Source organism: Bradyrhizobium amphicarpaeae, assembly GCF_002266435.3.
GTDB classification, from domain to species: Bacteria; Pseudomonadota; Alphaproteobacteria; order Rhizobiales; family Xanthobacteraceae; genus Bradyrhizobium; species Bradyrhizobium amphicarpaeae.
This window is the reverse complement of sequence record NZ_CP029426.2, coordinates 285,080-305,857: the sequence shown is the minus strand read 5'-3', so window position 1 is coordinate 305,857 and position 20,778 is coordinate 285,080. Positions and strand designations below refer to the sequence as shown.

Below are 20,778 nucleotides of genomic sequence, written 5' to 3'. Positions count from 1 at the left end.
CAAGGAAGCCACTATTCAATCACCCGTGCCCGCAAATCCGCATCAGGCACGAAGCACGCATCGTATTTCCCAAAAATGCGATAACGGTTACGTGCGATGAGGCTGTAGGCGGGGTCTCGCAGCGGCTTCGGCACGGCGAACAACGCGCGCACCCAGCCCCAGCCTGGAAGCTGGGACAGCACCGTCAGCGCGGCGTCCGATTTCATGAACACGTCGCCGCCGTGGACGACCGCATTCGTATCGGGATCCTCAGGATCGATGCCGAATGTCCGCGCGAGCTGCGCCCCATAGTCCGACTGGATCGGCGTGAACCGAAACCGTCTCGCCATGTCGCGCTTGGCCACAAACCGCACCCAGCGCGAGCAGAAGATGCAGACGCCGTCGTACAGGATCACGTCGTCGTCGGGCCATTGTGGCATCAGCGGTTGTCCAGCATCAGAAGCGCGACCAGCATCAGCACGATCGCCGGACCCGTCTTCACCAGCGCGCCGAGCGGTTCGATCCAGAGATCCGGCGTCAGGATCGCCGCACCCACCATATAGCCGAGCGACGCGACGATGCCCGCAACCAACCCGATCGCCGCCGTTCGCCGGAAGGCAATCAGGGCCCCGATGCTCATGTCCATCAGGCTGGTGCAGATGGTGATGGGATCGACCAGCACCGGCGGAAAGTTGTGCGCGCTCAAAATGCCGGCGGCGGCGCGGTAGGACACGAACAGCGCGATGAAGCCGGAGACCAGCCAGAATGAAACCAGACTCGCAAGGATCAGCGCCTTGACCAGAAACAGGCGCGCGAACCATTTGTCTTGAATGGTGGCGGGATGCCGGCCGATCGTCTCAACCAGCGTCTTCGGTGCAATGCCTGTTGCCGCGAGCCACGCTGAAGCATCACCTCGCACGCCACGGCGCAGCTCGGCGATGGCTGTCGAGCGCATCGGCGGCATCCAGCCGAGATGGCTGGCGAGATCGCCGATCTTCGCGCCGAGGTCCAGCATGAACGACGGCATCGCGATGTGCGGCCAGCCGGCCGTGCCGAACGCAAGGCGGAACTCCCCGATGACGCCGGCCATGGTGACCGGCTCAACCTGCATCAGATCCCAGCTCACCGCGTTCGCGGCAACGTCGTCAATGTCGCGCGCGGCAAGCCAGGCGATGGTGGCCGAAATGTCCTCCACCGCGACGGGCTGGAACGGCGTCGCCATCTCCTTGTCCGGCAGGTCGAGCGGAAACGCAGCGAGCGCACGCAGCATCGCACTGCCACCATAGGCTGACGGTGCAACGACGAAGCCGGGCCGCAGGATGGCGTGCGCAACGCCGGACGCCGCGATCAGCCGCTCGGCCTCGCGCTTGGTCGTTGCGAAGGCGGTGCGGTCGGCTGCGGCCGCTCCGGGGATCGAGATGTGCACCAGACGGATCGCGCGCCCACTGTCGGCAATCGCCGCAAGCAGGCGCCCGACGAAATCGCGATGCACCGCCCCCGTGTCGCTGCCGGGCCCGTCCTGGAGCACGCCAAGGCAGTTCACGACGACATCCACCGCATGCTCGCTCAGGAGCCGGGCCAAAACAGCTGCATCGAGAGAGAGGATCGGAAGCTCGATATCGAGCATGCTCGTCTTCTGCGCCGGCGACAGGCTGCGCGCCACGCCAAGTGCGCGAAAGCCACGCGTGCGAAGATCGTCCGTCACGAAGCGGCCGATCAGACCGGAGGCGCCGAGCACCAAGATGGTTCGCGGGTTCATCACTGCTCTCAAAACGGCTTTGCAACCATCAGCCACAAGATCGCCATCGTCGCGCCGAAACCGGGGATTCCGAACGCGAACCAGCGACGAAACAGGATGAAATAGCGCTCCGGCAGCGCACTGCGCTGATCCGCGGCGGACTGCGCGAGGTCGCGCATCTCGATCTGCATGAACACGACAGGGATCCAGAACAGGCCTGCCACGGCATACAGCACGAGCGAGGCGAGCAGCCAGCGCTCGGTGATCGAGGTTGCCGAGAGCATCATCAGCAAGCCGCCCGTGATCGGCTGCAGGAGCACCGCCGACAGTGTGAAGATCGCGTCCGCAATGACGACGACCGCAGCGGTACGCGCGATGAACTGCGCATCGTCGGTGCGATGCGCCATCAGCATGAAGAAGGCGATGCCGGTTCCGGTGCCGAGGATGACGATGGCGCCGAGCACATGCAGATATTTGACCAGGAAATACAGCGTCATTGCTTTTTGGTCGTCACCGGCTTGAATGGGTTCAGCGCGCGGTCGAGCTCGCCGCTCGCGGCTTTGACGCCGGCTTCGGTTTCGATCAGCCAGTGGCCCTCGCTACCCACCGCCGCAAGGCTGCGGAAATCGACCTTGCCGCCACCGCCGCGAAACGCATCGGCGAGCGCTCTCGAAAACGCCGGCGCAAAATAGCTGTCATTGGTCGCAACGAGCCACGTGACGGGAATCCGCGCGCCCTTGCCGAACTCGGCTGCGGCGGCAAGGAGCGTGTGCTTCGCGCAGATCCGGTTCGGCTCATCATTGGCATGGCCGCCGCGCCCGGGCGCAAACACCGTGATCGCGGAAATTTCCTTCGGATCGGTATTGGCGAGCGCCAGCGCACCCCAGCCGCCGGCGGAATGGCCGAGCACGATTGCGGCATCCTTGCGAATGAACTCCTGCTTTCGCAGGAACTCCAGCGCGAGCCGGATTTCCTCGGCCGTTGCGCGGCCGGAACGCGCATAGTCGGCCTCGTCACATCCGCCTTGGTCCTCGACATAGCGGCCACCGGTCGCACCATGGCCAAGCCGCTCCGGCACCAGCACGGCAAAACCTCGCGCGACGAGATAGCCGGCGAGCGGACGATATGCCGGCTGCGGCATTTGCGCTCGACGCAAGGCATTCTGCGTCGAGGCGTGCGCGACGACCGCAAGCCGGAATGGACCTGCACCGATGGGGCGAAACAGCAGGGCACGCGCAGCAATGTCGGTATCCGGCGACGGCACAAGCCACGCTTGTCGGCGAAACGGTTCGCCCTCCTCGCCCGAAGGACCAAACGTGACCTGAGCGCACAGAGGCGGCGCCGTCAGCAGGGCCAGCAGAGGCAGAAGTGCGAGGGTGTTGAGGAGCCGCATGAATGGCCGGAAGCGAGAACAGCGACAATCAGATTAGTCGGAACGAATCAGTATCGGCGGACTTTCTGCGTTGCCATGGCCGTTCATTCGTTGCCGCAGACGGAGTTTTGCACCGACGCGTGGTACGCCGGCGCCATTCGAGTCGGCGTCCTGTCTTTTTTCGGTACAACATGGTCAAGATACTGATGCACAAAATCCACACGTTAACCGATAATTAACGATAGGCCTTGCCGCCGAGGCGGTGACTTGGTTTGATTGCGCCCATGAGCACAACCCTGATCGAGGTCCGGCCGGCCAAAGCTGCAGATGCAACTGCGGTGGCGTCAACTCATGACGAGGCCTGGCGCTCGGCCTATCAGGGCATCATCCCCGGCGCCGAGCTGGAAAAGCTGATCAACCGCCGCGGCCCGCAATGGTGGGACAGCGCGATCCGCAAGGGCAGCCGCGTCAGCGTGCTGGTGTTCGGCGACAAGATCGCAGGCTACGCCAATTACGGTCGCAACCGCGCCCGCAGCCTGCATTTCGACGGCGAGATCTACGAGCTTTACCTGCGCCCCGAATTCCAGGGCCTGGGCTTCGGCCGCCGCCTGTTCGCCTCTGCCCGCCGCGACCTGATGCAAAGCGGGCTGAAGAGCATGGTGGTGTGGGCGCTTTCGGACAACGACCCTGCGACCGAGTTCTACCGGGCGCTGGGGGGACGCATGGTGGCGCGCTCCTCGGAGCGGTTCGGGCCGAAGTCGCTCGACAAGGTTGCCTTCGCCTGGACCAATTGAGCTGCTGAAAGCCTGTCTGGCAGCGTTTCCCGTCCGTCGATACCGTTGCCTTTGCGCCGGTGATCGCCGGATTCATTATTTCACAAAAACGCGATGGATCAGCGGGCCAAGCCCGCGTATGACAGCGCCAAAATCGCTGCCGGGCGCGATTTACCCTCGGCAACAACGGAGCCTTCAATGCGTATCGATGCGATCTCGATCGGGAAAAACGTACCACACGAAGTCAACGTCCTCATCGAGGTCCCCGTGGGCGGCGAACCGATCAAATACGAGATGGACAAGGAAGCCGGCACGCTGGTGGTCGACCGTTTCCTCTACACGCCGATGCGTTACCCCGGTAACTACGGCTTCATCCCGCACACGCTGTCGGATGACGGCGACCCCTGCGACGTCCTGATCATCAACACCCGCGCCATCATTCCCGGCGCCGTCATGAGCGTGCGCCCGGTCGGCGTGCTGTTCATGGAAGACGAAGCCGGCGGCGACGAGAAGATTCTGGCGGTGCCGTCATCGAAGCTGACGCAGCGCTACGACAAGGTGAAATCGTACTCGGACCTCCCCGACATCACGCTGCAGCAGATCCAGCACTTCTTCGAGCACTACAAGGATCTCGAGAAGGGCAAATGGGTGAAGATCCTGCGCTGGGGCGGCCCGGAGGACGCGCACAAGCTGATCCTCGAAGGCATGGACCGCGAGAAGAAGAAAAAGGGCTGAAGCCTGCTCCCTCGCCCCGCAAGCGGGGCGAGGTGAACTACACCGCCGGCTTTGGTAACTCGGCGATCGCACAGGCCGCACGCAGCGTGTTGACCAGCAGGCACGCCACCGTCATCTGGCCGACGCCGCCCGGCACCGGTGTGATCGCGCCGGCAACCCCAAGCGCTTCCTGATAGGCGACGTCGCCGACGAGGCGCGTCTTGCCGTCTTCTTTGGGGATCCGGTTGATGCCGACGTCGATCACGGTCGCGCCCGGCTTCAGCCAATCACCGCGCACCATCTCGGGCCGGCCGACCGCGGCATAGACGAGATCGGCCTGCTTCACGAGCCCGGGCAGGTCGCGCGAGCGCGAATGCGCGATCGTCACCGTGGCGTTCTCGTTCAGCAGCAATTGCACCAGCGGGCGACCGACCAGATTGGAGCGGCCGATGACGATGGCGTTCATGCCTTCCAGCGAAGCGTGTACGCTCTTGGTCAGGATGATGCAGCCGAGCGGCGTGCAGGGCGACAGCGCCTCGAAACCGCCGGCGAGTCGTCCGGCATTGTTCGGATGCAACCCGTCGACGTCCTTGGCGGGGTCGATGGCGTTGACGACAGCTTCGGTGTTCAGCCCTTTCGGCAGCGGCAGCTGCACCAGAATGCCGTGCACGGCCGGATCGCGGTTGAGCTTTGCGACCAGCGCCAGGAGATCTGCCTGCGAGACGTCGGCCGGCAGCTTGTGCTCGAACGAGGCCATGCCGGCGGCCTGGGTCTGGGTGTGCTTGGAGCGGACATAAACCTCGCTGGCGGGGTCGCTGCCGACCAGCACCACCGCCAGCCCCGGCACCAGATTGTGCTCGCGCTTGACGCGGGCGACCTCGTCGGCGACGCGGGCCCGAAGTTCCGCGGCGATGACTTTTCCATCGATGATCTCAGCGGTCATGTCAGTTCCCTCAGTCTTTCGATTGGGCCGAGACGAGCTGGCGCAGGGCTTCGCCGAGCCGTGCCGGATCGCCGTCGACCGCGATCTGCTTCAGCCGCGAGGTGGCGCCGGACAGGAGCTTCACGCCGGCCTTGGAGACCCCCAGCGATTTCGCCAGCAGGCCCAGAACGGCCTTGTTGGCCTCGCCGCCATCGGCGATGGCGCGCACCCGCACCTTGAGCACGCTGCGGCCGTCGGCCAACTGCTCGATCCCGTCGATGCCGTCGCGACCGCCGCGCGGCGTCACCCGCAGCGCGATGCTGATGCCTGCGGCCGAGTAACGCCAGGGTTCCTTACAAGCTTTGTCGGCAACCAAGGGCTCCAGCCCGCTCAGATCACGTTCGGGTAGATGTAGTACAGGATCACCCGCTCGATGAACATGATGAGCAGGATCAGGATGATCGGCGAGATGTCGAGACCGCCGAGACTGGGCAGGAAATTGCGAATCGGCGCCAGCACCGGCTCGGTGATCCGATACAGGAACTCCGCCACCGCCGACACGAACTGGTTGCGCGTGTTCACGACGTTGAATGCGATCAGCCAGGACAGGATCGCGGAGGCGATCAGGAGCCAGACGTAGAGGTCGAGCACGATGATGACGATGTCGAGAACGGCACGCATGATTTGGAAGACTCTGGCTTTTGAAGAGACTCGGGCTTTTGAAAACGCTGGCTGCGGTCGGGATTGGCGCCTTTTGCTAGATATCGGTTCCCCCCCGCCCAAACAAGGGAAGTCGGCACCCTGAATGGCTAAAACCGCCTTACACCCGTCCTTGACTTGACCTTGGCGGGGACTTAAATGGCGCCCGGTTGTCGGCCGCATTCACCAGAGTGGCCAGCAAACGGGGCCATAGCTCAGCTGGGAGAGCGCGTCGTTCGCAATGACGAGGTCGGCGGTTCGATCCCGCCTGGCTCCACCAGCCTTCGCAGGCTACGCCTGCTTCGGCTCGGCAAGCCGCTTCGTAGCGAAGGCTGCCGCGACGTAGCCCGAAGGGCGAAGCCGGGCTACGTCCTCAGATCTCGCCCCCTACCTCCCCGTAAACCGCGGCGCTCTCTTCTCCATAAAACTCGCGACCCCCTCCCGGAAATCGCTACCGGCCAGCGCCACCATCATGTCCCGATTGGCCTCGATCGTTGCCTCCGCCAGGGTCTGGAACGGCACCTCGTAGAGCTGGCGCTTGATCACGGCCATCGCGCTTGGCGAGACGAAATCGGCGAGATCGCGCGCATAGGCATAGGTCTCCTCGCGCAGCTTCTCCGGCGGGCAGAGCCGGTTCACCAGGCCGATCCGCAACGCCTCGTCGCTCGGCACGCGCCGCGCCGAGAGCAGCAAATCCATCGCATTGGCATGACCTACGATGCGCGGCAGCATCCAGCTGATGCCGTGCTCGGCAATCAGGCCGCGCCGCGCGAAGGCGGTCGTGAACACGGTGTTGTCAGCGGCAAAGCGCAGGTCGCAATAGAGCGCGTGGACAAGGCCGATGCCCGCAGTGGCGCCATTGAGCATGGCGATCACAGGCTTCTTGATCGACGGATAGAAACCGTAGCGCGTCTGCCAGTCCGGACGCCGATTCATGTCGAACGGCGGCAGGTTCGACGCGCGCCTGACGTCATCGGGGTCGAGTCCCTTCAGCGCATCCATGTCGGCGCCGGCACAGAAGGCGCGGCCCGCGCCGGTGAGGATGATGACGCGGACATTGTCATCATTGCTCGACGCTTCCATCGCCTGGCGCACGTCGCGCTCCATGGTCGGCGTCCACGCATTCATGCGGTCGGGGCGATTGAGCGTGATGGTCGCGATCTTGTCGCTCACCTCATAGAGAATGTGCTCGTAGGCCATGGCGCTCTCCCTTCGTCTACCGGCGCGTTCGCGCGCTCGTTGGCAACGAGCCTAGCATATCAAGGGAAGAGGCAGAGACTTGCGCCAAGAAACTGTGCCAAGGACCTGTGCCAAGGACTTGCGCCAAGGACTTGCGCGAACGCGCGGATCACTCGGCGGCTTGCGCCAGGACCGGTCGGCGCGCCAGCCAGCCGTCGATGAAATGGTCGAGCCAGGCGCGCTCTGCGGCATCGTAGACGGCACGATCCGCGAAATGATGATGTCGCTGCCGCGCACCGGGCGCGCTGAAGCCGTCATAGCCGCGCGTGGTCCAGCGATGCATCATCGCGTAGGTCACGTCAGGATGAAACTGCACGCCGAAGGCGTTGCCGGCGCGGAACGCCTGCACCGGAAAATCGTCGCCTTCCGCCAGCAGCTCCGTACCGGCCGGCAGCTCGAATCCCTCGCGATGCCAGTGATAGACTTGGGCCGGCCAGGCCGGGCAAAGGGCGTGGCCCGCGGCTGTGGGCCGGATCGGGTAGTAACCGATCTGGGTCAGCGCATCGGCATGCGGCGCGACGCGGGCGCCGAGCTGCATCGCCAGCATCTGGGCCCCCAGGCAGATGCCGAGGAACGGCCGCTGCTCACGCAGCGGAATTTCGATCCAGTCGATCTCACGGCGGATGTAGTCATCGGGATCGTTGGCGCTCATCGGCCCGCCGAAGATCACGGCGCCGGCATGCCGGTCGAGCGTCTCCGGCAAGGCATCGCCGAAGCGCGGACGGCGGATGTCGAGGTGATGGCCGAGCGCGCGCAGCGCATTGCCGACGCGGCCGGGCGTCGAGGATTCCTGGTGCAGGATGATCAGAACCGGCAATTGGGCATCTGAGGCGGCGGCGAGTGGCGTCCTTCTGGGGAAGGGCACCAATTCTGCGCCAACAAACCTGTCCGTCCGGAACGACATGGCCTCTGCGAGTGCTATCTGTTCAGACCGCCAGCATAACTAAGCGATCGTTAATTTCGTGTGAGTTCGCGCACACATCAAAACCGAAGCAAGCTCCGGGCCAGCACGGGCGCTTCGAGACCTAATGCCTCTGCCGCTGGAATCGGCTGGTGGCGGCCAGGATGAAGCCCCGCGGGAAGAAGCGCAGCGCAAACGGCACAATCTTGATGCCGAGACCGGGCAGCACTGCCCGTTTGTTGGCCATCAGGCCACGATAGGCCTCCCGCGCGACCTCGGCCGCCGAAACATTGAGAAGGGCCGTATCATGTCCGGAGCCGACGCCGGCACGCGCCTGGAATTCGGTGGGCACGGGACCCGGGCACAGCACGGTGACGCGAACGCCGCGCGGTGCGAGCTCGGCCCGCAGCGCTTCGGTGAAGGAAATCACGTAGGCCTTGGACGCATAATAGACCGCCATGCCGGGGCCGGGCAGGAAGCCCGCGACCGAGCCGACATTGAGAAGACCGCCCTTGTTCCTGATGAGCTGATCGGCGAAGCGCAGCGACAAATCCGTCAGGGCCCGCACGTTGACATCGACAATCCCGACCTGCTCGTCACGATCGCGCTCGATGGCGTCGCCGAACACGCCGAAGCCGGCATTGTTGACGAGGTGATCGAGCTCGACGCCTTCGGCGGCCAGCGCAGCTGCGATCGTCTCGCCGGCGTCGGGGTTCTCGAGATCGCAGGCAATCACGATCGGCTTCTTGCCACCCCTGGCGGCGAGCTCGTTCGCGAGCTCTTCCAATCGATCCGCGCGCCGCGCCGTCAATGCGAGGCGATGTCCATTGGCGGCAAACACGCGCGCCAGCTCCGCACCTATGCCCGCCGAAGCGCCGGTGATCAACGTTACCCGCTCAGTCACGATCGAAGTCTCTTGAATTGAAGTTCTTGGCCCGGCAATGGCGGAACGAGAGCATAAGCCGAGCTTGACAGGCAAGCGCCGTCGGCCGCATGGCCGCTTGAGCGGGCGACAGGGGCGCGGGAAACCCGGGTATTTACGGATAAATCCGGAGCCGGCCGGCCGGCACCTACATTAAAGTTTCGTCATGTGGTCAGCACAACCGGCGATCCGCCGGCGTGTGTCGGTCAGCCGCCGACGGCGCCGTCCTTCACCTGACCACCGGCACGCTCCGCCACGGCATGCTTCAGGTCGATCCGGTCGCGCTGGGAGATCCCGAGCAGGTCGGAGGCACGCCAGACGACGTTGTCTTCGAATTCGGAGACCTGGCCGTCGGCATAGACCAGCTCCCACATCATCCGGACGATGCGCTTGCGGCCGTCTTCGTCGAGCGAGCGCATGATGACGCTGGTGAAGTGATAGAGATCCACCGCCTCGCCCTCGACCTGGGTTGCGTCCGCAATCAGACGATCCGCAGTGCCGCGATCAAGCCCGAAATGGCTTTCGATCAGGCTGTGCAGCTTGCGCTGCTCACCCGCGCTCGGCTGGCCGTCCAGCGAGACCACGTGGACCAGCAGCGCGGTGGCAGCCAACCGATAGTCGCTGTCACCGAATGTGCGGCTCTGGTCATGGGGGGCGACGATGTCGGCGATAAATTGGCGCAGGCCGTCGAGCATAAGGTCCTACCGAGATCGATACAGCCGCGAGGCGCGGTTGCTACCAGCATTATATGAGCAGCAAACTCAACCGGCGCAACGTGCGTCAGTTCCGCGCGCTGCATTACGTTTCGGCAATCTGAGAGGCACGCATTGGGCGCGATGAGCAAGCTGAGCCCAGCTGTCGTCCCCGCGAACGCGGAGACCCATAACCACAGGCTTTCGATTGGCGATGACCATCCTGCCCATCCTCGAAATCACGCGGTATGGGCCCCTGCTTTCGCAGGGGCGACAACGGAAATCCTCACGGAATCTCGTACACCACCATCTTGTCGGCGATGCCGCGCAATGCGGCCTGTTTCTGGATTGGCTTGATCTCGCGTTGCCGAAGGAGTGCGGCGACCGCCGGCGCATCCGCCACCGGGCCGGTAATGTGGATCTCCTGCGCGGTCGACAGGCTCTGCACGCGGGCGGCGATGTTGACGGTCTGGCCGAAATAATCCTGCCGCTCGTTGAGCATCACCGCGAGACAGGGACCTTCATGGATGCCGATCTTGACGACGAGATCGTCGGTGCCACGCCGCTTGTTGAGATCGTCCATCGCCGCGCGCATCCGCAGGCCCGCGACGATGGCGTGCTCGGGCCGGACGAAGGTGGCCATCACGGCATCGCCGATCGTCTTCACCACGGCGCCCTTCTCGGAAGAGATGATCTCGAGCAGCGCATGGAAATGCGCCCGCACGAGATCGAAGGCGGCGAGATCGCCGACGCGCTCGTAGAGCGCCGTCGAGCCCTTCAGATCCGTGAACAGGAAGGTCAGCGACGTGATCTGGAGCCGCTGATCGAGACTGAGATTGTCCGCCTTGAATACATCGCGAAAGGTCTGGTTCGACAGCATCCGCTTGGCGGTGAGGAACGGCTTGCGCTTGCCGATCAGATGGTGGAGCGCCTCGGCGGCGATGAACACCGACGGCAGCACGCGCACACCGGCCTGGTTCTCCAGCGACAGCCGCAGCGGGCCGGGCCGCATGGTCGTGGTCCCCGTCGGGGCCTGCACCTTGTTGTACATGATGGCGAGCTGCTGACGGTCCCTGGTCGGCTCGCCCTGGACGTCGATGAAATGGGCGGCGTGCGTGACCGGCTCGAAGATGATGATGAAATCACCAGGCAGCTGCAGCGACATCGTCGCCTTCTCGCCGGCCGGCAACTCCATCGTATCCAGCGTCACCTCGTTCGCCAGCGTCGCGAACGAGTCCTTGTTGAAGTCGACGCCGGAGCTCCAGAACACCTGCTTGAAATATTCCCACACCGGCAGCGTATCGGGGTCGTGCGCCGCGATGCGCCGGACCCGCGGATTCACAGTGAAGGACACCTCGACCTGATCGTCGACGGAGGCCTTGTAGCCGCAAGCGCAGAGCGCGCAGTGATAGTCGTCGGGCTTGAGCGCCTTCAACGTCGTATGCGCGCCGAGCACGCCGCCGCAGCCCGGACACAGCACGTTCCAGCCGAGATCGAACAGCCCGAGCCGCGCCGCGTGCAGGAAGGCCGAAATCGCGTGCTCTTCGTCGACGGCATGCTGTGTGGCGAAGTCGAGGACATTGACGCGGTTGAGCTCGTGATCCTCGCCGTCCTCGATCAGCCGCGCAATCGCATCGACCACCTTCGCGTCGGCGGTCTGGTTGAGAACGGAAAACTGGGCCTGGATGTCGCTCATGACGGGACTCTATCTAGGGTGATCACGCCATCGGCCAGACGAGGGCCTGTCACCGACGTGTGATGCGGAACATGGGTGAGTGGTCCGGCTGGGTCGTGACCACGCCGAGCGGGATCACAGGATTCGCCGGGTCGGCGAGCTCGATACGGAACGCGCCGATCAGCCGGGCCAGCGCCAGCACGGATTCGGCCTGCGCAAACGGCGCGCCGATGCAGACGCGCGGACCTGCGCCGAACGGCAGATAGGCGAAGCGGTCCGGCGCCGCCGTCGCCATGAAGCGCTTAGGAATGAACGCGTTCGGCTGGTCCCACAGCTTCTCGTGCCGGTGCAGCAGCCAGGGCGCGATCATGATGATGTCGCCCTTGCCGATCTCGATTCCGGCCGCATTGTCCTTTTCGCGTGCGGCGCGCGCGACCAGGAAGGCCGGAGGATAGAGCCGCATGGTCTCGTCGATCACCGCCCGGGAGAATTTCTGGCGATCGATCTCGGCCATGCTGTCGAGATGCTCGCCCCGGGCCTCGGACGCCACTTCCTCCTGCGTGTCAGGATCGAGCGCCAGCAGATAGAGCGCCCAGAACAGCGCGGTTGCCGTGGTCTCGTGTCCGGCCAGGATCATGGTCGCGACCTCGTCGACGAGCTGCGCGTCGGAGAAGCCCTTGCCGGTCTCGGGATCGCGCGCTGCGTCCATGAGATCGAACAGGTCGCGCGGCGGCGCGCCGTCCTTCTTGCCGGCAGAACGCCGCTCGGCGATCAGCATCGCGACGAATCCGGTCCAGCGCTTGCGGAAGCGGGCGCGGGCAAAATCCATCGGGCTCGGCCACGACACCGGCAGCAGCATGTCGAGGAAGTAGGGCCGTCCGAGCCGGGACGCATATTCCATGATGAAGTTGCGCAAGGTCGCGCCATGCCGGTCCATCCCGAACGAGAACATCGTGCGCCCGGCGATCTCCAGCGTCATGCGCTGCATGATTTCGCGCAGGTCGACCGGCGCGCCCGTCTGCGTATCGAGCTTGGCAATGGTCTCGTCGAGCACTGCCGTCATGTGCGGCACGAGGTTGGCGGTGGCGCGCGGCGTGAAGGCCGGCGCGAGCGTGCGGCGCTGGAACGTCCATGAGTGACCTTCCGCGATCAGAAGGCCGTCGCCAAGCACCGGGCGCAGCATGCGGATGCCCGCCGGCGTGCGCGTGTAATTCTCGTAATTGGTCAGCAGGACGTGCCGGATCGCATCGGGCTGGTTCAGGATGAAACTGTTGTGGAGGAAGAAGCGGCCCTTGATGACGTCTTCCTCGTAGGCGGGTTGCCCCCAGGTCGCGATCATGTTGTGCCGGATCACGGCAAGCCGGCCGAAGAATGACATGTCGTCGGGCGCACGCGGGGGAGCCGGAGGGATGATGGGCCTGCGCACGCTGGCGATGTTCATGGCTCTCTCCCGATAGGACCCAGGCAAATAGCTAGTAAGTCAGCTCGGCAATCGCAATCCTGTTCTCCAGGGCAGGCCAGGCGCGCGCCACAATTCGCTCTTCGCCGAACTCGGCCACGATGTTGCGCCCAACCTCGCTGGTGGGAAGCCGCAGAGTTGCTGCCGAATCCGTGGGCACGCCCGGCTTGACGTCGGCCGGCTCCTTGCCGTCGAGTAACACCACGTCCCGCGGCAGGCCGAAATAGCCCCTCGGCCGCGACATGATCACGACAGCTCCTGCGTCCTTGTCGGCTGGCCCGAGCGGGCGCGCGGCGCGCAAATGCACGACGTCGGACGAGCGCGGGAAAGGCGAACGGTAGATATGCGTCGTCGGCGCGTCCGGCGATGTCAGCACGAATTCAAGCGACCAGGCGGGATCGACCTGCGCCGGCCCCCAGCGGCCATCGGCACCGGTCTTTGCGCTGTGCAGCGCGCCGCCCTTGCGCTCTCCGGTTTCAGGATCGACGCGGAAGATATCGACGGTTGCGCCCGTCACCGGGCGATTGGTTGGCACGCCGCCGGGCGTCCCCGTGACGAGACCGCTCAGCCGGACGCCTGGGTCCGGCACGATCGCAATGCGCGCGGGCTCGCGACCCGCGATGAATTTGTAGATCTCGCGGAACGCGCGCGGGTGAAACGCCACCTCGCGATGGTCGAGTGCGCCGAGGACCAGATTGGTGGCGCCCTTCAGCTCCGGTCCTTCAACGGTGACACCGGTCGGCGTGCCGGGCTTGCCGATGAAACGGCCATCGGCCTGGGCGTATTTGTCCATGCCGTCGCTGCGCAAGGTGAGGAAGGCAACACCCGGCGTCACTTCGCTCTCGCCCTCGTTCAGGCCGCGCAGGAACGCACCGCGGCCGTTGAACTCGCTGTTCGGCTGGTCGTCGGTGGCGAACACGCCGTGATTGGGCGTGCCGCACAAGACGGCGTGGCTGACATCGCCGGCGCCGCCGTTCTTGATGACGTTGCGGATCGCATAGCCACCGCGCGAGCTGCCGACCAGCGCCACGCGAGGCGCACCCGTGCGGCGCTTCAGCTCGGCGATCGCAGCGGCAAGTTCGCGGCGCTGGTCCTCGGTCGAGGAACGGTTCGCCTGCTCGACCTTGTCATCGGTGCGTGCATTGGGATCGGTGAAATTGATCGCCATCATGCGATCGCGCGCGATGCCGTTGGATTCCATCCGCCATAGCGTCGTCATCCAGAGCGCGTCGTAGTCGCCATTGCCGTGGACGAACAGGATCGGCGGCACCTCGGCGCCCGGCGCGGCGGCGGGGGCGGATTGGGCCAATGCGCCCGTCCGCAAGCTCGCAATTGCGAAAGGCAAGCTGCCAGCGCCCTGCAGGATCGTCCGTCGCGACAGCTTCATGTGTTCCTCCCCGGCAAACCGCCTCTTTGCACCGCTTATAGCGGTCCAACCACTGGACAGCGAATGACTTTCGCGGGCATCACTGAATTTGCCGGAATCACCCAAAGACCACTTCTGCCAGCCCATTTGGAAGGGGATATGACCGAGCAGACGAACCGCCAGAGAATTGCCGCCGACGGCATTACCGCGCCTCTGCGGTTCACCGTGTTCCGGCGCATCTGGCTCGCCAGCCTGCTCTCCAATCTCGGCCTCCTGATCCAGGGCGTCGGCGCGGCCTGGGCGATGACGCAGATGGCGGCCTCCGCGGACAAGGTGGCGCTGGTGCAGACCGCCTTGATGCTGCCGATCATGCTGATCTCCATGCCGGCCGGCGCCATCGCCGACATGTATGACCGCCGCATCGTTACCCTGGTCTCGCTGATGATCGCGCTCACCGGCGCGACCGCACTGACGGTGCTGGCCGGGTTCAATCTCATCACCCCGGAGACGCTGCTCGCCTTCTGCTTCGTGGTGGGCAGCGGCAATGCGCTGTTCGGCCCGGCATGGCAGTCTTCGGTCAGCGAGCAGGTGCCGCCCGACGCGCTGCCCTCGGCCGTTGCGTTGAACGGCATCAGCTACAACATCGCCCGCAGCTTCGGTCCCGCGGTCGGCGGCGTCATCGTCGCCTCGCTCGGCGCGGTCGCCGCATTCGCCTGCAACGCGATCCTTTATCTGCCGCTGCTGGTGGTGCTGCTGATGTGGCGGCGCAATACCGAGCCCTCGCGGCTGCCGCGGGAGAAGCTCAACCGCGCCATGGTGTCGGGCTTCCGCTACATCACCAATTCACCGCCGATCAAGATCGTGCTGCTGCGCACGCTGGTGATGGGCCTGATCGGCGGCGCGATCATGGCGCTGATGCCGCTGGTCGCACGCGACCTCTTGCATGGTGGCGCGCAGACCTACGGCATCATGCTGGGCGCCTTCGGCATGGGCGCCGTCGTCGGCGCGCTCAACATCCACGAATTGCGCAAGCGGATGAGCGGCGAGGCCGCGATCCGCGCCTGCACCATCTCGATGGCGTTCGCGATGGCCGCGCTTGCCCTGAGCACGGAGCCGGTGCTGACGGCAGCTGCGCTGGTGCTGGCCGGCGCGGTCTGGATGGCCGCGGTGGCGCTGTTCAACATCGGCGTGCAGCTCTCGGCGCCGCGCTGGGTCGCCGGCCGCTCGCTTGCGGCATTCCAGGCCTCGATTTCGGGTGGCATCGCCATCGGAGCCTGGGGCTGGGGCCATCTCACCGACTATGCCGGTGTCGAGGTCGCGTTGCTGACCGCCTCGGGCCTGATGCTGGTCTCGCCGCTGCTCGGGATCTGGCTGACGATGCCGCGCGTCGGCGCCCGCAATGAGGACGCTGACGTGCTCGCCGATCCCGAGGTCAAGCTGTCGATCACCGGCCGGAGCGGGCCGCTGGTGGTGGAGATCGAATACCGTGTGTCTCAGGAGAACGCGCGCGCCTTCCACAACGTGATGCAGGACGTGCAGCTCTCGAGGCAACGCAACGGCGCCTATGGCTGGTCGATCGCCCGCGACATCGCCGACCCCGAATTGTGGACCGAGCGCTATCATTGCCCGACCTGGTTCGATTATCTGCGCCAACGCAACCGCTCGACCCAGTCCGAACGCGCGTTGCATCAGCAGGCGATGGCTTTCCACGTCGGTCCCGGGCCGGTGCGAATCCGCCGCATGCTGGAGCGTCCGTTCGGCTCGGTGCGCTGGAAGGAGGAGACGCCGGATCGTGCGAGTGCCGAGGTGCTGCCGGTGGTCGCCTCCGCGGCGGGAAGCAGCACGTAGGATTTTCGAGTCCGTAGCCCGCATGAGCGAAGCGACATGCGGGAACCGACGTCCCGGATATCGCTTCGCTCATCCGGGCTACGACGAAATCCCTACTGCCCGTGATCCGTAAGCACCTTCTCGCAGCCTTTGCTCAGCTTGGCGCGGTTCTGCTTCAGGCAGGCGAGCACGGCGCCATCGCCATTGTTCATCACGGCGCGGCAGAAGCGGGTGACGTCGCGCGCGCAGGCATCGTGGCCCGGCTGCTGCGCGGCTGCGACCGATGCGCCGAGGAGCAATGGAAGAATGAAAAGAAATCTGGTCATCGCATAATGCCTCTTGCCCGGAAGAATGTGCGGGCGAAGCTAGTGCGACGATCCTTCAGCCGCAACGGCTTTATTGTCAGGCTGCAATGGCGCCGCCGCGTTGCCCCGGCTCGATGCCGGGGCATATCGCGAGGGGAGCAAACCGACGCAACGACGATAGTGTTGCGTGCTCTTACTGGCTGTCCTGGGCGTCAGCAACCTTGCGCGAGGCGCCCTTGGCGAGATCCCTGTCCATCACGGCGCGGCAGCCGGTGCTCAGATCCGCGCGATGCTTCATCATGCACGCCGTGATCTTCGGGATGTTGGGGATTTCCGACGAGCACAGGCGGAAGGCGTCGCCGGTGCACTGCTGCTGCGCCTCGGCCGAGAACGCGAAGCTCGAGGTCGTCGAGACGAGCGAGACGATGGCGGCAAAGCCCAGCGCCAGGCTGGTGTCGCGGATACTGGCAGAGAAGGACTTGGTCAGAGACTTGGTGTTAAGAGACTTGGTCATTTGAAGCTCCCATTGGCGCCGTCGCAACGGCGCCCGTTGTTGATGGGAACGACGATGCTCCATCAAAACAGTTTCCACTGTGATGATGGTCACGCGAGCCCCTCTCTCTGTGACTTCGGTCACTTTGGAGCACCTCGCTGAAATTCCTCTGCAACCGCTGTCGTGTTGGTGTCACGTTAACTGTTCTTTCGCATTAATGGCTCGTCGCGCGGGAAATTCCGCTGGTTTGGTTGCGTGATTGGAAAGAGTAGCGATGCGTAATGCGTTGGGCCTGATGCTGGCCAGTGTAGTTGCGGCGGTCGTGATCGCCGCCGGCGGTTGGTTTTATTATTCCTCGCGCGCCGACCAGGCCGCTCCCAAGACAATTGCCGCCCGTACCGCCGATCCATTGCCGGCACCGGCGAAGCTCGCCTCCAGGGATGACGTCGAGACCACCGCGACGATCGCCGCCAGGCCGACGGCATTTGCCCAGGCGCCCGCGCCGACGCCCGCCCCGGCCATGCCGGTTCAGCAGAAATCGACCTGCGCCAATCCGAACGCGCTGGGCGTCTCCCGCGTGGTCGAGATCGACACCACCGGCGGCCCCGGCTTCGGCTTCGATCATTTCAAGCAATTCGACTTCCTCACCGACAAGGAGGTCGTGCTGACCTTCGACGACGGTCCCTGGCCCGTGAACACGCCGAATGTGCTGAAGGCGCTGGCGGATGAATGCACCAAGGGTCTGTTCTTCTCGGTCGGCAAGCACGCGACCTATCATCCGGAAATCCTGCGCCAAGTGCTGGCCCAGGGTCATACGGTCGGCACGCACACCTGGTCGCACGTCAATCTGAACGGCAAGAAGATGACCGAGCAGATGGCCAAGGACGAGGTCGAAAAGGGGATCAGCGCGGTGAAATTCGCGCTCGGGGCCAACCCCGCGCCGTTCTTCCGCTTCCCGCAGCTCCAGCACAATCCGGCGATCGTGAGCTATTTCGGCACCCGCAACGTCGCGATGTTCTCGACCGACGTCGATTCCTTCGACTTCCGCAAGGGCGCGACGCCGGAGAAGATCATCGAGACGGTGATGACGCGGCTCGACAAGCTCGGCAAGGGCATCATCCTGATGCACGATTTCCAGAAGAATACCGGTCTGGCCCTGCCGGCGCTGCTCGCGCGGCTGAAAGCCGGCGGCTACAAGGTCGTGCAGATGAAGGCCAAGACGACGCTGGCGTCGCTGCCGGAATACGACGAAGCGATCATGAAGGACATGAAGGTGCCGACCGCGAGCACCAACACGCGTCCGCTCGGGAGCGTGGTGCAGACGGTGTCGCAGTAGACGCTAATCAATCTCCAACTCTTGCGTCATGGCCGGGCTTGTCCCGGCCATCCACGTTTTGAGAGCAGCGTCGAAAGATCGTGGATGCCGGGCAAGCCCGGGCATGACGGTAACTGAGAGCGAGAGGGCCGCTTACCAATAGATGCCGTGGCGGTGCAGCTCGCTGATGATGCGACGCTCGGTCCAGCGCTTGGACTTCGGCTTGTCCGCGCTTGCCGCTTTCCTGGTGGCGGGCCTGGTCGTCGCGACCGGCGCCGGCGTGGGCGCGGGTGTGGACACCGCCGGAGCCGCCGCAGTCGCCGGCGCAGGGAGCGATACGGCCGGCGGACGATCGGAATATTTCGGCGCCTCGGTGGCCGGCGCCGTTTCGCTCACCTGCGCCGAAGTGGTGGTGGCCGAGGTCGGCGTGGTCAGCGGAGCGGGAGCCTGAGCGCCCGTCGCGGACAGTGAGAGGCTGCGTGAGTCGCCTGCCTGGGCCGAGGCGGAGGCCAGGACCATGGCGGCAACCAGAATGAGCTTGCGCATGCGGAATCTCCCCGTGTTTGCGTAGCCGGGACATTACGGGGAGGGCGCCCCGATTTAAGTGATTGGCCTCACACAATCGCGGGGCAATTTCGAACCGGCCGGCTGTGGTCAACACCCCCGCCGGTAGATCCGCAAGCTCACGTCCGGAAAGCTCATGCTGTCGAGCAGGCAGACACCCTTGTCCGCGTCCATGCGCGCAATGAGCTCATCGCCGACGCGCGGTCCGACCAGCGTGTGCTGGATCGAGCTTGAGACGACGAGGATGTTCGACTTCAACAACGCATCGCCCGTTTCCTGTGCGCTTCGAAAATACAGCTCGTCGCGTACGACGAGATTCATCTTCGCCTGCGCCGCGTAGAGCTGGATGGCCGCCGACGTCACCGGATAAGGGCTCGAGAAGCCGACATAGAGCGGGCCGGGCGTTTCCGGCTTGATCTCCCGCAGCAGCGACCAGAGCCGCCCGGTCGCAAGGCGGATGCTTTCCTGCTGCTGCGCGCTCAGCGGTGTCGCAGTGCTGATCTGGCCGATGACGACGTGCCTGAGAAAAAGCTGGAGAACGAATGCGAGCGCCAGCACCCGGCCGGCCGTGAGAAGATAGCGGCGGATGTCGTCGCGGAAACCGAAGCGGACGAGCAGCTGTTCGATCAGCGCCACACTGGCGCACCCGTTGAGCACCATCGCGACGATGAACACGCCATAGAACATCGCGCCGAAATAGTAGGTCTTGATCGCCGCGACGGAGGGAATGGCATAGGCGATCAGCACGGAAGCGAGCAGGACGACGGCGTCGCGCAGCGCGGCGCTGCCGCAGATAGCCGCAAGCACCAGACGCAGCAGCATCAGGCCCGTTCCGATGGCGAGCCAATAATGCAGACCGAACTGACCTTCTCCGCCGATCGAGAAGCGCAGCAAACCGGCCGAGAAACTTTCGCCTGTCGTCCAGAGGTCGCGCTGACCGACGAAAACGTGAAGGATGTAGGTGACGGTCTCGACCAGTGCGGGCCCGATCAGCACGGCCGTGGTCGCGATCAACGGCAGCACGAACCAGAGCAGCGCACCGAGTGCCTTGCGGATCGAAGTCCGCAATCCGCCCGCCTCCAGGCAATCGACGAACAGCCGGATCGCAAATGCACTGCCGAGCAGAGCGAGCGTGGCAAAGAACGCGGTCGGCTTGATGCCGACGGCCAGTGCGCAGGCAATTCCGAGACCGGCCAGCGCGCGTGCGCCGCGATCGAGCACGCCGCGGCGAACGATCGCCCCAACAGCAAGGCCAATGAAAAGACCCGAGGGCAGGTCCGGTCGCGCCTCGGTCACCGTGTGCCACAGCACCGGCACGCAAGCGACCGCGATCAGGCACGACGCGACCTCCAGCGCAGGCCGCCGCCACGCCATCCAGGCAATCCCGAGCAGAAACGCAAAGACCACTACAGCGTGGACGAGATAAGGCCCGATGAAGCTGCCGGGAAACAGTGCAAATCCCGTGATCGCCACCATCGTCGAGAACGGCGCGTGGTCGTGAAGCAGATTCCAGGCGCTGGCGGCGATGCTCTGGTCGCCGACGGCATTCATCCACCTGATGGCGTCCAGAAAATAGGAGACGTCGTCATAAAGCGGAGGAACGGACAAGCGCCCGTGCAGCCGTGAGGCTTCGAGCGATCTGGAAGCGACGATGGCGGTGATGCCGGCGGCGAGAATGACGAAGCCGGAGATCCGCAGCCATGCGCTCCAATCCGTCCTGGCCCTCGTCTCCGTACCCACCACTTGCCCCGTTGCGCGCGTTCATCGGCGGCGCATCGTAGTGACACAAGGGCGGAGCGCAACGCGCGCGAGCCGACTTCAGC

Annotated in this window: 22 protein-coding genes and 1 tRNA gene; 5 read left to right on the top strand and 18 right to left on the bottom strand. The window is 64.8% G+C overall.

All coding sequences use genetic code 11. The features are described from left to right. Positions 1-11: 11 nt before the first annotated feature. The 4 genes from CIT40_RS01485 to CIT40_RS01470 are packed head-to-tail and all read right to left on the bottom strand — an operon-like array spanning position 12 to position 3,110. Entirely contained in the window at positions 12-419 is a 408-nt protein-coding gene (locus CIT40_RS01485) for a thiol-disulfide oxidoreductase DCC family protein (RefSeq protein ID WP_094893221.1), read from the bottom strand. Then, positions 419-1,738, bottom strand: coding sequence for an SDR family oxidoreductase (locus tag CIT40_RS01480; RefSeq protein ID WP_162307809.1), 1,320 nt, complete (start codon positions 1,736-1,738; stop codon positions 419-421). The genes CIT40_RS01485 and CIT40_RS01480 overlap by 1 nt, the downstream gene beginning before the upstream one ends. A gap of 8 nt (positions 1,739-1,746) precedes the next feature. Next, positions 1,747-2,214 (bottom strand): DUF2269 family protein, encoded by a 468-nt coding sequence (locus tag CIT40_RS01475; RefSeq protein ID WP_094893223.1) that lies wholly within the window; start codon positions 2,212-2,214, stop codon positions 1,747-1,749. Then, positions 2,211-3,110 (bottom strand): alpha/beta hydrolase family protein, encoded by a 900-nt coding sequence (locus CIT40_RS01470; protein ID WP_094893224.1) that lies wholly within the window; start codon positions 3,108-3,110, stop codon positions 2,211-2,213. The genes CIT40_RS01475 and CIT40_RS01470 overlap by 4 nt, the downstream gene beginning before the upstream one ends. A 263-nt stretch (positions 3,111-3,373) precedes the next feature. Here CIT40_RS01470 and CIT40_RS01465 point away from each other — a divergent pair, with 263 nt between their 5' ends. Together CIT40_RS01465 and ppa are read left to right on the top strand one after the other, a co-directional pair. Then, on the top strand, positions 3,374-3,883 hold the full coding sequence (locus CIT40_RS01465; RefSeq protein WP_018318962.1) for a GNAT family N-acetyltransferase: 510 nt from the start codon (positions 3,374-3,376) through the stop codon (positions 3,881-3,883). A 177-nt stretch (positions 3,884-4,060) separates the two neighbouring features. Further along, positions 4,061-4,597: an inorganic diphosphatase gene (gene ppa, locus CIT40_RS01460; protein ID WP_018318963.1), complete on the top strand. Its 537-nt coding sequence runs from the start codon at positions 4,061-4,063 to the stop codon at positions 4,595-4,597. 37 nt (positions 4,598-4,634) lie between these two features. Here ppa and folD read toward each other — a convergent pair whose 3' ends face one another. Genes folD through CIT40_RS01445 form a run of 3 tightly spaced genes read right to left on the bottom strand, consistent with a single transcriptional unit; the run spans position 4,635 to position 6,179 of the window. Beyond that, positions 4,635-5,519 (bottom strand): bifunctional methylenetetrahydrofolate dehydrogenase/methenyltetrahydrofolate cyclohydrolase FolD, encoded by an 885-nt coding sequence (gene folD, locus CIT40_RS01455; RefSeq protein WP_094893225.1) that lies wholly within the window; start codon positions 5,517-5,519, stop codon positions 4,635-4,637. A gap of 10 nt (positions 5,520-5,529) precedes the next feature. After that, positions 5,530-5,874 (bottom strand): DUF167 domain-containing protein, encoded by a 345-nt coding sequence (locus CIT40_RS01450; protein ID WP_094893226.1) that lies wholly within the window; start codon positions 5,872-5,874, stop codon positions 5,530-5,532. 14 nt (positions 5,875-5,888) lie between these two features. Next, positions 5,889-6,179 carry a YggT family protein gene (locus CIT40_RS01445; RefSeq protein ID WP_007598721.1) on the bottom strand — a complete coding sequence of 97 codons (291 nt, stop codon included), beginning with the start codon at positions 6,177-6,179 and terminating at the stop codon, positions 5,889-5,891. 222 nt (positions 6,180-6,401) lie between these two features. Here CIT40_RS01445 and CIT40_RS01440 point away from each other — a divergent pair. Then, a tRNA-Ala gene (locus CIT40_RS01440) sits at positions 6,402-6,477 on the top strand. 107 nt (positions 6,478-6,584) lie between these two features. On the opposite strand, the gene CIT40_RS01435 is transcribed toward CIT40_RS01440, so the two are convergent. The 7 genes from CIT40_RS01435 to CIT40_RS01405 all read right to left on the bottom strand — a co-directional run bounded on the left by CIT40_RS01435 (position 6,585) and on the right by CIT40_RS01405 (position 14,472). Continuing rightward, positions 6,585-7,397 (bottom strand): enoyl-CoA hydratase, encoded by an 813-nt coding sequence (locus tag CIT40_RS01435; RefSeq protein WP_094893227.1) that lies wholly within the window; start codon positions 7,395-7,397, stop codon positions 6,585-6,587. A 148-nt stretch (positions 7,398-7,545) separates the two neighbouring features. Continuing rightward, positions 7,546-8,340, bottom strand: coding sequence for a glutamine amidotransferase (locus CIT40_RS01430; protein ID WP_094893228.1), 795 nt, complete (start codon positions 8,338-8,340; stop codon positions 7,546-7,548). 121 nt (positions 8,341-8,461) lie between these two features. Further along, positions 8,462-9,241, bottom strand: coding sequence for an SDR family NAD(P)-dependent oxidoreductase (locus CIT40_RS01425; RefSeq protein WP_094893229.1), 780 nt, complete (start codon positions 9,239-9,241; stop codon positions 8,462-8,464). Positions 9,242-9,465: 224 nt separating this feature from the next. Beyond that, on the bottom strand, positions 9,466-9,954 hold the full coding sequence (locus tag CIT40_RS01420; RefSeq protein WP_094893230.1) for a tellurite resistance TerB family protein: 489 nt from the start codon (positions 9,952-9,954) through the stop codon (positions 9,466-9,468). Positions 9,955-10,237: 283 nt separating this feature from the next. Beyond that, positions 10,238-11,647, bottom strand: a complete 1,410-nt coding sequence (locus CIT40_RS01415) for an adenylate/guanylate cyclase domain-containing protein (protein WP_094893231.1) — start codon at positions 11,645-11,647, stop codon at positions 10,238-10,240. Between the two features lie 49 nt (positions 11,648-11,696). Next, positions 11,697-13,067, bottom strand: coding sequence for a cytochrome P450 (locus tag CIT40_RS01410; RefSeq protein WP_094893232.1), 1,371 nt, complete (start codon positions 13,065-13,067; stop codon positions 11,697-11,699). Between the two features lie 31 nt (positions 13,068-13,098). Then, the gene (locus CIT40_RS01405) at positions 13,099-14,472 is read right to left on the bottom strand and encodes a hydrolase (RefSeq protein ID WP_094893233.1); all 1,374 of its coding nucleotides are present in this window, start codon (positions 14,470-14,472) and stop codon (positions 13,099-13,101) included. A gap of 138 nt (positions 14,473-14,610) precedes the next feature. On the opposite strand from CIT40_RS01405, the gene CIT40_RS01400 reads away from it, so the two are divergent. After that, the gene (locus tag CIT40_RS01400) at positions 14,611-16,299 is read left to right on the top strand and encodes an MFS transporter (protein WP_094893234.1); all 1,689 of its coding nucleotides are present in this window, start codon (positions 14,611-14,613) and stop codon (positions 16,297-16,299) included. A 92-nt stretch (positions 16,300-16,391) separates the two neighbouring features. Here CIT40_RS01400 and CIT40_RS01395 read toward each other — a convergent pair whose 3' ends face one another. Both CIT40_RS01395 and CIT40_RS01390 read right to left on the bottom strand, forming a co-directional pair. Beyond that, entirely contained in the window at positions 16,392-16,604 is a 213-nt protein-coding gene (locus CIT40_RS01395) for a cysteine rich repeat-containing protein (RefSeq protein ID WP_094893235.1), read from the bottom strand. A gap of 172 nt (positions 16,605-16,776) precedes the next feature. Then, positions 16,777-17,097 carry a hypothetical protein gene (locus tag CIT40_RS01390; RefSeq protein WP_094893236.1) on the bottom strand — a complete coding sequence of 107 codons (321 nt, stop codon included), beginning with the start codon at positions 17,095-17,097 and terminating at the stop codon, positions 16,777-16,779. 253 nt (positions 17,098-17,350) lie between these two features. Here CIT40_RS01390 and CIT40_RS01385 point away from each other — a divergent pair, with 253 nt between their 5' ends. Beyond that, complete coding sequence (locus tag CIT40_RS01385; RefSeq protein ID WP_094893237.1) at positions 17,351-18,412, top strand: polysaccharide deacetylase family protein; 1,062 nt, start codon at positions 17,351-17,353, stop codon at positions 18,410-18,412. A 132-nt stretch (positions 18,413-18,544) separates the two neighbouring features. Here CIT40_RS01385 and CIT40_RS01380 read toward each other — a convergent pair whose 3' ends face one another. Both CIT40_RS01380 and CIT40_RS01375 read right to left on the bottom strand, forming a co-directional pair. Continuing rightward, positions 18,545-18,937, bottom strand: a complete 393-nt coding sequence (locus tag CIT40_RS01380; protein ID WP_094893238.1) for a hypothetical protein — start codon at positions 18,935-18,937, stop codon at positions 18,545-18,547. Between the two features lie 108 nt (positions 18,938-19,045). Further along, positions 19,046-20,695, bottom strand: coding sequence for a hypothetical protein (locus CIT40_RS01375; protein WP_244611890.1), 1,650 nt, complete (start codon positions 20,693-20,695; stop codon positions 19,046-19,048). Positions 20,696-20,778: the final 83 nt, after the last annotated feature.